Here is a 10,105-nt window from a genome sequence, read left to right on the forward strand (position 1 = left end):
CTTTCTTGGTGGTGAAATAAAAAAAACACGAAGACACAAAGAACACTAAGAATAAATCTTTGTGTCTTCCTTTCTTGGTGGTGAGTTTCTTCAGACAAATAACACCAAGAATAAATCTTTGTGTCTTCCTTTCTTAGTGGTGAATTTTTCCCCTAAAAAATGGGATGACGCTGAATAAAAGCTGTCATTGTCGCCGCATCAACAGCCGGGGAAAATAGGTTTCCTTGTCCGTATTCACAGCCAATTTGTTGAATGATTTGTTTTTGTTCGAGGGTTTCTATTCCTTCTGCAACGATGCTAAACCCTAAGCTGTGAGCGAAATTTGCGATCGCTTCGACAAATTTTGAATTGGAGTTTGGGGAAGTCATTTGACTGACAAAGGAGCGATCTATTTTGAGGGTATCGATGGGAAAACGTTGTAAGCGATCTAGGGATGAATAACCTGTGCCAAAATCATCAATTAAAATTTGAATTCCCATTTGTTGGAGTTGAGTTAGGCGTTTGGCTACCCATTCTAAATGTTCGGCGATCGCACTTTCGGTAATTTCTAGGCGTAAATTGGCTGGGGTTAATTCTGTTTCCTGCAAAATTTGTTGAACTTGACGAACGATTTTCTTTTGAGAAAATTGTTGTCCGGCGACGTTCACACTGACTGATATATTGGGATCTAATCCCTCTTGAATTTGCCATTGTCGAAGTTGTTGACAAGCGGCTCGTAATACCCATTCTCCCAGGGGAACAATTAACCCGGTTTCTTCGGCAATGGGAATAAATTCACCGGGAGAAATTAAGCCTTTTTTTGGATCGGGTAAACGAACTAAAGCTTCAAAACTCTTGATTTTTCCAGTTTTAAAACAAACGATGGGCTGATAGTAAACTTTGAGTTTTGAAGACTCTATGGCGGCTCGTAGATCATTTTCTAAACGGAGTCGCATTAGCGTATTCATCTGCATTTTGCTATCAAAAATCGCATAGCGTAAGCTACTATGATGCTTGGCGTGGTACATTGCGAGATCAGCATCTCTGAGTATATCTGTGCTATGTTTGTAGGAATGATTGGATGCGTAGTAATGGCTGAGGGTAATTCCAATACTGGCACTGATTGACACCGATTGATCTTCGAGAAGAAAAGGTTCTTGCAGTGTGGCGAGAATGAGTTCGGCGACGAGAATACTATCAGAAATTCCTTGAATTTTGTCTAATAAAATTGCAAATTCATCTCCCCCTAAACGCGCTAATGTATCGTTACTATTAATACAGTGTTGCAGTTTTTGTCCGACGCGAATCAGTAATTCATCTCCGGCTAAATGTCCTAAGCCATCATTAACCAGTTTGAAGCGATCTAGATCAATGAATAAAACGGCAAATAAGTGATCAGAATGTTGACGGGCTTGATTGAGGGTTAACTGAAGTTTATCCATAAAAAAAGCCCGGTTGGGTAAACAAGTTAACGAGTCGTGATAAGCGAAATAAAAGAGTTTAGCTTCGGCTTGTTTGCGTTCACGAAGTGCAGCTTGCTGTTGGCTGAGATCGGTTTGAGAACCCACCATGCGGATCGGATCACCCTGATCATTCCACAGGGCTTGACCCCGATGTAAAACCCATTTGTAGCTGCCATCTTTGCAGCGAATACGGTATTCTGTGCTGTAGTTATGGTTTTTTTGGTCTAAATGATCTTCAATGGCTTTGAGGACTCGTTCTCGATCTTCGGGGTGAATTTGCTTTTCCCACTCAGCCAGATGGTTATTGATTTCGTGGTCTTCATAGCCTAACATTTCCTTAGCACGCGGCGAGAAGAACAGTTCATTGGTTTGGACGTTCCAATCCCAAATTCCATCATTGCTTCCCTGAAGGGCTAATTTCCACCGATCTTCACTGATTTTGAGGGCTTCATCTAACTGTTTTAAACTGCTACTTCGGGGCTGATTTCTCTGTTCTAGGTTTTGGTTAATCCGTTCGAGGGTCGCCTGGGCTTGACTTGAGGTATGGTGATAATCGGGGGGAATTTTTTGGAGAAATTTTGATTCGGGTGTGACTAATACAATTAACCAGTTTAAACCGCGACTATCATTAAAGGGAAATACATCGATTAACTGAATTTCCTGATTCCAGGTGAATTCTAACTGATGATCCCTGTTAATTTCAGCAAGATTTTCAAAATGTTGGTATAAATAAAGGGTGGTGGCTTGAATTAAGCGATCGCTACTGTGGATAGCCTTTAAATAGGTTGCGGTTTGAGTCGGATCGACAGTCAAAGGATGAGTCATAGAGGAACTTGCAACTAATGTACCAGAAGGTTCGACAATAAAAGCAATACTCCCCTGATCAACGGTGAGTGTTTTGAGAAATTCACCGATGTGAGATAAAGACAGATCACAGCCTAAAACACCCATAAAACAGTTTTTTGGATCATATAACGGTAAAACAGCCATCAAACCGAGTTGAACTTGAATGGTGTTGGAATATTGATAAATCGGACTCCAAGTGGCACAATTAAGCTGTTGAGCCGTTTGATACCAAAGCCGATGACGAGGATCGTAGTTCGGACACAAACCAATTGGCTCAAAGGTGCTATTTCCACGATCATCGAGAGCATAGATGTGTTTGTTTACACCTGTTGTTGGGGTTTTGATTTCGAGTGTTGGTGTGTGATCCGCGAGTAAAGTAATCCCGATATATTTCCCGGTGTTGTCACCCCAGTTCATCCCACTAACACTATCAAAAATCTGGATTTGTTGCCAAAAATATTGCTGTATGCTCTCGAAATTATTGCGATTGATCTGAGCATATCGGATTGCATTGGCGTTAATCTGATTAACTTGGTGAGGTGTATCGAGATAGGTTTTGAGGTATGCTGAAATATGAGCCGCAGTTTTACGGCGCAATTGACCCGCTAAATCGAGAACGGCTCTTTGTATTGGAGTTAAGGATTGTGATTCCATTGTATGATCGAACGCACCTTGTAATAGAGCTTTGAAGAAAGGCATAGATAGGATTACGAGTTCAAAATGAATCCATTATTCTGGAGTAGATCTTCCCTGATTGTCCGATGAGGAACTGTTAAAATTACTGATTAAATCAGTGACCCCTTTAGTAGATCAGTGAATTGAGCAGTAGATTTATTAGAATCCTAGCAAAGCACTACAAATTTAGCATCCTCTCTTTCCGGATTTTATATCCAAATTATTGAGTTCTTTGTCCAATATGATTAAAATTCTCCATCTGTCTGATATCCATATGGGTAGTGGCTTCTCCCACGGACGTACCAACCCCGAAACGGGTTTAAACACTCGTTTAGAAGACTTTGTAAAAACTCTGGGACGGTGTATTGATCGGGCGATCGCAGAACCGGTTGATCTGGTGTTGTTTGGGGGAGATGCGTTTCCCGATGCGACTCCGGCGCCGTTTGTTAAACAGGCGTTTGCTCAGGAATTTCGACGGTTAGTGGATGCTGAAATTCCGACTGTTTTATTAGTGGGAAACCATGATCAATATTCTCAAGGACAGGGGGGAGCGAGTTTAGGAATTTATCGGACATTAGGTGTACCGGGGTTTGTGGTTGGCGATCGCTTAGAAACCCATAAAATTAAGACTCGAAATGGGGAAGTTCAGGTGATCACACTTCCTTGGTTAACTCGTTCGACTTTATTAACTCGTCCTGAAACGGAGGGGTTAACGTTAAGTCAGGTTAATGAGTTATTAATTGAACGACTAAAAATCGCAATGGAAGGGTTAATTCGACGGTTAGATCCTCAACTTCCGACGGTTTTACTGGGTCATTTAATGATCGATAAAGCCAGTTTAGGAGCCGAACGTTTTTTAGCGGTTGGGAAAGGGTTTAATATTCCCTTATCGTTGTTGATTCGCCCTTGTTTTGATTATGTCGCTTTGGGTCATGTTCATAAACATCAGAACTTGAATAAATCTAATGATCCACCAATTATTTATCCGGGAAGTATCGAACGGGTTGATTTTAGTGAGGAGAAAGAAGACAAGGGTTTTGTATTAGTGGAGTTGGAAAAAGGTCAGGTTAAATGGGAGTTTTGTGCTTTACCTGTGCGTTCTTTTTGTACAATAAAAGTCGATGTTTCTCAAGCTGAAGATCCCCAAGCTATGCTCCTTAAAGCGATTGAGAAAAAACCGATTGAAGATGTAGTCGTGCGGTTAATTTATCAACTGCGTTCAGAACAGATTGATTTGATTGAAAACTCTCGTTTACATGAAGCTTTAACTGCGGCTCATAGTTATAGTATTCAAGCCGAATTAGTCAGTCAATTGGCTCGTCCTCGTATTCCTGAACTAGATCGTCATACGCTTGATCCCCTCGCCGCTTTAAAAACCTATTTAGGGAGTCGCGAAGATCTCAAAGAGATTGAACAAGATTTGATGGATGCGGCGGAAGAGTTGTTAGTGGGGGCGACACCTGAAGAAGTAGAAGTTTAATTTTTTGGCTGTTGTTTGTACTTCAAAACCCGCTCAATGGTTTGGATGATAAACTCAGCATCTGCGGAATTTTGTTGAGTGACTTGATGTTGCAGATTGGATGAATTTACAAGCTTTTCTAACTCATCTAAAACGGCTTCAGCCTGTTCAACCTGAGAAAGCATTGAGCAAGTAATCCGAGCGTCTTCAATGGCAGATTCTTGGAGTTCTTGTAAGTTAAAGTTTAGCTGATTTGCAATCGTATGAGTTTGATCACTGACTTTTGAGGTTTCACGAATCAGTCGATTAATTTCCAGGCTAATTTGACTGAATCCCTGGGGTTGAGGAGAATCAGATTGATAGGTAACAATGGCGGCTTGTACGGCTAGATGACGAACTTTTTGAATAATCTCTCCCAGCATTTGAGAAGTCGAATTGATGGCTGCGAGATCGTCAGCGATCGCTTGACTTATTTTAAATAAATGTTCCGTGTTTCGATAGATCGAGTTTGAACCGACAAAGATCGCATAAAACGCTTTGCGAGTTTCTACAGAAATCCGTTCACTCATTCTCAGAAAATGCTGATTAAACTGAAGAATCGGTTGAGTATACTGAGCGAGTTTAGCTTTGCGTTTACTGTAGTCTTTATCATATTGCTTAAAAATTAAATCTTTCTCCTGTTTGAGTGATGCTGCATATTCTATAACCTTGTTTTTTTCTTGCTGCAATTTTTGCTCAAAGGTTTGTAATTTCAAGTTTTGTTGTTCTATTTGGCGACAAGAAAAATTTAACAGATTATTTTGAGCCAAAAGTAAGTTATAAATATCTAGGAGTCTAAATTCTCCTTGATCTAACTCAATGATTATCGGTTCATAAACGAATTGTTTGGGTCGAGTTAATGCTTGATTCGCAGCGAATAAAATTGTACAGTTTTTAGACAAGACCAGAGGGGGAATTCGGATGACATCTAATAGCAATTGAATCGGTTGATTAAAATACAGATTTTTGCGATTGAGATTATTCATCTGTTCGCGGAAATTGGCTTTAGAAATCATCCCAACTAATTGATGATCATCAACCACAATTACACCCGGTAATTCGGGATTTTGATGAAATTCTTGGGCAATCACTCGTCCAGGTGTGGTAGAATTGACTTGGAAAGTATGGGAAATAAGATCTTCAACGGTAGACTCAAGGGTGATCCGAGATGAGCTGCTCATTCAACTAAACTCGTTCTAGGGATTGTGGACTGAAGCATTTTTTGATATCATACATATTGGTCACGGCAGTCCTATTCTGTCAAGTCGGAAAAAGAACGCCCCAACTCCATACATCTGTCAACTGCGATCAACGCTTAACATTCTGTTCTGTTCAGGCTGAACAAAGGAGTATCAACCTATTTTTCGGTTCCGCTTCTCTTGGTCTACACTCTGTTTGTACCTAAGTCTAGCTATTGTATTCAAAGTTAACACAATTCGCTTTCCATAGGAGCTAAACTCAGCAAAGATAATTAGGGGAACTCAGTCATGGACTCAGTAAAGCAATTTAGTGTTATCTTGACAATAGAACTAGAATAACAATAATACAGACACAATTGTGTTCTACCCATTTTGCTGTTGATTTTGATACAAACCTGTGGATAAAGCCCTGTATCAACAACTCGAACAAGAGAGACTTTTAAACCAAGTGACTAGCCAGATTCGCCAAAGTCTGGACTTGTCTGTTATTTTGTCAACAGCAGTTGAACGGTTGCAGCAATTTTTGCAGGTTGATCGGTTGTTGATCTATCAGTTTGACTTTGAATGGTCTGTTCCTCCAGGCGAATGTATCCTAGAACTAGAAGGGGAAACAGAGGATCGAAAGCGAAATACTTCACCCCCTCGACTCCCTACTTCCTCGGGTTTCTCTTCAGTTAACAGCAATAGTCGCAAAGGATGTGTCACCTACGAAGCTCGTTCGTCTGATCAAATCTTGTCTGTTCTTCACTTAAGCGAAGCAGATAGCTGCTTTTTTGAAAAGCCAGAAGCTCAAGCAAAATTTAAAAAAAGTCAGGCGTTTTTGATGATTCAAGATGTGGAGAATACCTATCAATCTTCACCCTGTTTTTTGGCGTTTTTAAAACAGATTAAAGTTCGTTCAAAGCTGGTTTTTTCAATCATTGTACAAAATCAATTGTGGGGATTATTAATCGCCCATCAATGTTTCCAGCCCCGTTCTTGGACTGAGGATGAAAACAAGTTTCTCGCTCAAATAACCGAACATTTATCGATCGCAATTTATCAAGCCCAACTCTACGCCCAACTCCAACAGCAAAAGGAAACCTTAGAGCGACGAGTTACAGAACGCACACAAGCCCTTCACGACGCCTTATTAGCGGCTCAATCTGCCAATCGAGCGAAAAGCGAATTTTTAGCCACCATGAGCCATGAATTGCGAACGCCGCTCACCTGTGTCATTGGGATTTCAGCTACCCTATTACGTCTTTATTCTAACAGTGAAGAACTGCCAAAAATTCCCCGAGAAAAGCAGCAAGAATATCTAAAAAAAATTCACGACAGTGGAGAACATTTATTAGAACTAATTAACGATATTCTCGAACTTTCTCAAGTAGAAGCCGGAAAAACAGTCTTACAAATCAGTGAATTTTCTCTGACTAAACTCGCTCAACAGAGTTTATATTCCTTTCGAGAAAGAGCGCAAAAACAGGATATCATCCTCACCAGTGATATTCAGATAAAACCCGATCAAGATAAATTTTCGGCTGATCAACACCGAGTCAAACAAATTTTATCCAATCTATTAAGTAATGCGATTAAATTCACCCCAGAAGGCGGACGAGTTACTCTACGAGTTCGAGTTGATGGGAACACAGCGATTTTGCAAATCCAAGATACTGGAATTGGAATTCCCGAGGAACAACAACCTTTATTATTTGAAAAGTTCCAACAACTTGATTCTTCCTATCGTCGTCAATATGGCGGAACAGGTTTAGGTTTAGCGTTGACCAAACAATTAGTTGAACTTCATGGGGGAGCGATTAGATTTACCTCGACTGAAGGTATTGGTTCAAAGTTTACCGTTCACCTTCCCGCTCTACCTAATCTCTCCCCAAATTCTCAGCAACGAGTGAAAGCTTCTTCATTCAAAACCTCACTACAAACAATATACACTAATAACCCACGAGGTCGGTTTATCCTGATTGAAGATGATGAAGAAACAGCAACACTAATCTGTGAAATTCTAACGGCGGCGGGTTATCAAGTGGTTTGGTTAGTAGAAGGATTAACCGCACTCGGACAAATTGAATTGTTACAACCGACAGCCCTTATTGTTGATATGTACATAGCGGGTCAAGATGGTTATGAAATCATTCACCACCTAAAAAACACCAAAGCTACACAACAAATCAAAATTTTAGCAATCACAACTGAAACTGAATCTACATCTCCAGAAAGTGTCTTAATCACTCAGGCTGATGATTTTATTACCAAACCCATTCAACCGAATCAGTTACTTAATAAAATTATCAGTTGGGAGGCGCGAGAATAAAGATTAAACTTGTCCATCGCTTCAATTATGTTGATTCGTTACATTTGCAGCAAAATCCACTCAACTTGCTATGCTATAAAAGTTATTACTCAGTAAACAGTAACCTGTTGGGAAACTCCGGTTAAAATCCGGGGCTGTGCGGCAGCTGTAAGTCATGGACTCGCCAATTGACAAGCCAGAATGCCAACTCGTTACAGACCACTCTACATCCTGCCAAGCACAGGAAAGGGGCTTAAATGCTTATTAGTCAGACTCAAAATTTCAACCTCAGTCTTCCCCCTTTACCCTTGCAACGTCCTTTGTTGCTGATCGGACATGGGACTCGCGACACCGAAGGCCGCCAAACCTTCCTTGATTTTGCCGAAGCTTATCAAGCCCTTGACCATTCTCGTCCCGTTGTTCCCTGTTTTCTCGAACTCACAGGCCCAACTATTCAAGAAGGCATTGAACGCTGTCTCAAACAAGGCTACACTGAACTTTCAGCCTTACCTCTGCTCTTATTTGCAGCCCGTCACAACAAATTTGATATTACCAACGAACTTGATCGCGCCCGAGAAACCTATCCGCAACTCAAGTTTCATTATGGGCGTCATTTCGGTATCAGTCCCCTGATTTTTGACTTGTGGAAAACTCGTTTAGCAGAACTTGATCGCCCTGATATTGATCGTTCTGAAACCGTTATCCTCTTTGTAGGGCGGGGTTCTTCTGATCCTGATGCCAATAGCGATGTCTACAAACTCGCTCGAATGGTGTGGGAAGGAAGCGGTTATCAAACCGTCGAAACCTGTTTTATTGGAATTACTCACCCGCGTCTAGAAGAAGGCTTCCGTCGCGCCCGTTTGTATCAGCCCAAACGGATTATTGTCTTGCCTTATTTCTTGTTTACAGGCCTGTTAGTCAAGAAAATTTTTGATATCACCGCCCAACAACAAGAACAATATCCCGATATTAGCATGACTTGTTTGCCCGAAATGGGCATTCAACCCGAACTGTTGCAACTCTTACGCGATCGCGAAATTGAAACCCAACTCGGTCAAGTTCAGATGAACTGTGAAGCCTGTAAGTTCCGGTTAGCAGCCGTTGCTGGCGACTCACACAGTCATCATCATCACGATCATCACGATCACCATCATCACAGCCATGATCACGGTCACTCCCATGAGGCTGTTGACCCCTATGCCGATCCGCAGCAATATCATCAACGCATTTGGCAAACCCCATAATACCCTGAAACTCTTTCTCAGCGAAAATTCATCTGAGTGAGATTCAATAGATAATTAGTTTGGATCTACCCCCCCCTCATGCTCCGCTTATGCAGTCTTAGAGGGGGTTTTGTTAACTACAGCCAAGATCAAAAGTAATATGAAATCGAAAAAATAATGCTATAAAAGGCAAAAGGCAATATTGATAACAGGTACGGGTAATTTATGAATTACCCCTTAACTGAAAAAACCGATGATTGACTACAACCCCCTACGCGAACTTCTCGCTGCTGCACAATGGAAGCAAGCAGATGGTGAAACATATCGATTAATGCTGAAAATTGCAGGTAAACAGGCGACGGCTTACTTAGATATCGAGAGTTTTGAAAAGTTTCCCTGTAATGATCTTCAAATGATTGACCAACTCTGGACAACACACAGCAATGGAAACTTTGGGTTCTCTAAGCAAAAGCAAATCTATCAACATTTGGGGGGAAACAAAGAGTATAACCAGAACATTTGGAATACTTTTGGCGATAGCATGGGTTGGAGAAGGTCAGGAAAATGGTTAGAATACAATGAATGTTGGCACACTCAACCCCCACTTGCCGTATTTTGTCGGGTTGAGATTGATATCGAAGGTTGGGATATATTGCGCTCATGGTTCTGTCGAAGCAGGGAGTCTGCAATGTTGTTTGCTACTCTAGTATCCAGGTTGAACGACTGTGGCTTATAACTTCTATTCTGTACCCGAACTCAACAAAACCTTCTAAACCGGGTTTCTCTACAAAAAATTTAGCCGATCAGCTAAATTAGCAAGAAACCCTGTTTCTGATAGGGATGCAAGATCTAATATCATGTCCGACTAATCAATAATGATTCTGTAGGGGCGGGTTCAGTCAATATCTTTAGCACTACTCCGAGATTGAGAT

6 protein-coding genes and 1 riboswitch are annotated in these 10,105 nt (G+C 41.1%); of the genes, 4 read left to right on the forward strand and 2 right to left on the reverse strand.

Going from position 1 to position 10,105, the window contains the following annotated elements; all coding sequences use genetic code 11:
- Positions 1–152: 152 nt before the first annotated feature.
- Positions 153–2,942 carry an EAL domain-containing protein gene (locus tag WN50_RS01035; protein WP_049557474.1) on the reverse strand — a complete coding sequence of 930 codons (2,790 nt, stop codon included), beginning with the start codon at positions 2,940–2,942 and terminating at the stop codon, positions 153–155.
- 262 nt (positions 2,943–3,204) lie between these two features.
- Between WN50_RS01035 and sbcD the strand changes: the two genes are divergently transcribed.
- The gene (gene sbcD, locus WN50_RS01040; RefSeq protein ID WP_046280853.1) at positions 3,205–4,443 is read left to right on the forward strand and encodes an exonuclease subunit SbcD; all 1,239 of its coding nucleotides are present in this window, start codon (positions 3,205–3,207) and stop codon (positions 4,441–4,443) included.
- Here the strand turns inward: sbcD and WN50_RS01045 are convergent.
- Positions 4,440–5,642, reverse strand: coding sequence for a CBS domain-containing protein (locus WN50_RS01045; RefSeq protein WP_049557477.1), 1,203 nt, complete (start codon positions 5,640–5,642; stop codon positions 4,440–4,442). The two genes, sbcD and WN50_RS01045, sit on opposite strands and share 4 nt — an antisense overlap.
- Before the next feature lie 415 nt (positions 5,643–6,057).
- Here WN50_RS01045 and WN50_RS01050 point away from each other — a divergent pair, with 415 nt between their 5' ends.
- The 3 genes from WN50_RS01050 (at position 6,058) to WN50_RS01060 (ending at position 9,909) form a co-directional block, all read left to right on the forward strand.
- A complete protein-coding gene (locus tag WN50_RS01050; protein WP_046280854.1) occupies positions 6,058–7,971 on the forward strand; it encodes a hybrid sensor histidine kinase/response regulator in 1,914 nt (637 codons plus the stop codon).
- 94 nt (positions 7,972–8,065) lie between these two features.
- Positions 8,066–8,165: riboswitch (adenosylcobalamin-variant (AdoCbl-variant) riboswitch) on the forward strand.
- Positions 8,166–8,207: 42 nt separating this feature from the next.
- Entirely contained in the window at positions 8,208–9,194 is a 987-nt protein-coding gene (locus WN50_RS01055) for a sirohydrochlorin chelatase (protein WP_046280855.1), read from the forward strand.
- A gap of 232 nt (positions 9,195–9,426) precedes the next feature.
- Positions 9,427–9,909 (forward strand): GUN4 domain-containing protein, encoded by a 483-nt coding sequence (locus WN50_RS01060; RefSeq protein ID WP_053221409.1) that lies wholly within the window; start codon positions 9,427–9,429, stop codon positions 9,907–9,909.
- Positions 9,910–10,105 lie beyond the last annotated feature (196 nt).

Source organism: Limnoraphis robusta CS-951 (genome assembly GCF_000972705.2).